Origin of the sequence: Thauera sp. 2A1, assembly GCF_009469595.2 — a bacterium.
GTDB lineage: Bacteria > Pseudomonadota > Gammaproteobacteria > Burkholderiales > Rhodocyclaceae > Thauera.
In genome coordinates this window covers 1-1,105 of sequence record NZ_SSXV01000131.1, presented here as the reverse complement: position 1 = coordinate 1,105, position 1,105 = coordinate 1, and the positions used below count along the sequence as shown (strand labels likewise).

Annotated in this window: 1 protein-coding gene; it reads left to right on the top strand. The window is 32.0% G+C overall.

All coding sequences use genetic code 11. The annotated features are described in order from the left end of the window. Positions 1–421: 421 nt before the first annotated feature. Positions 422–1,105: hypothetical protein (locus tag GH664_RS22885; RefSeq protein WP_153170324.1), on the top strand; the 684-nt coding region annotated here is incomplete at its 3' end.

The window sequence follows — 1,105 nt, the reverse complement described above, 5'->3', positions numbered from 1 at the left end:
AGCTATTAAAGTTGGTGGTAGAAAGAAGTTATCATTCTATAAAGATGGTAAAGTAAACTTATCTGAATTAACATCTAATAGTGATGTGGATGGTGTTTCTGGTAAAGGATTAGCAACATATACTTAGGATCTAACTCAAATTAGATTGTAGCTAAATACTGATCCACACGAACACCTTGAAAGATCATTTGGTACACAAGCTATTAAAATTGGTTTTGCTAACGTAGTAGATACTCGTACTTATGGAGAAAATAAAGGATTAGCTGTAAAAGGTTCTGAAATTAAGAAGAATATTATGGATGCTATTAATTCACTCTCCAGAATAGGTTAGAATAAAATAAGAAAAGAGTTCTTTACTAACGGCAAAGTAGATAATCGCAAAATAGTAAATTATCTTTAGAGATAGGCTACAAATTCAGGTATGTCTGCTGAAATAATTGCCAATTTAACTGTTGATGAAAATGGAAACATTGTAGTACCAATTGAAGCTCAAAGTATTAGAGATTGGATTCAAACTAAGATAACTTCTTTTGTCAATAAAGCAGTAGTAGATGTAAATACTCCTGGTGGTTCTGCTATTCAGATGTCTTCATTTGCATATGAAGCTGTTGGTAGAAGTGTAAAAACTGATGCAGAATTAGGTTCGGCTTTTAATCAAGGAAAGAAATTAAAATTCTTAGCTAAAGAAGGTCATATGCAAGTTATACTTAGTGAAAACTTCTTTAGAGATATATTACCAGAAGAACTTAAAAATGCAAGTTTTTATAGTAAACGCAAATGGTTAATTGATAATGGTATAATAGGTAGTAGAATGGTAGACGGTGTAGAAGTAGAATCTAAACCTTATGGTATAGGATATCGTATTCCTACACAGGGTTTGTCTTCCATGTTCTCATTCCAAGTAGCTGATATTATGCCAACTACTATTGGTGATACAATCATAGTTCCGGAAGAATTTACAGCTATGACTGGTTCTGACTTCGACGTTGATAAACTTTATCTAGCTACATATACATATAAAGATGGTAAAAGAGTAAGTTCTGACGAAAAATCGGAACAAGGTTACGTTAATAAGTTGCTAGATAATTACTCATTAGTACTGACT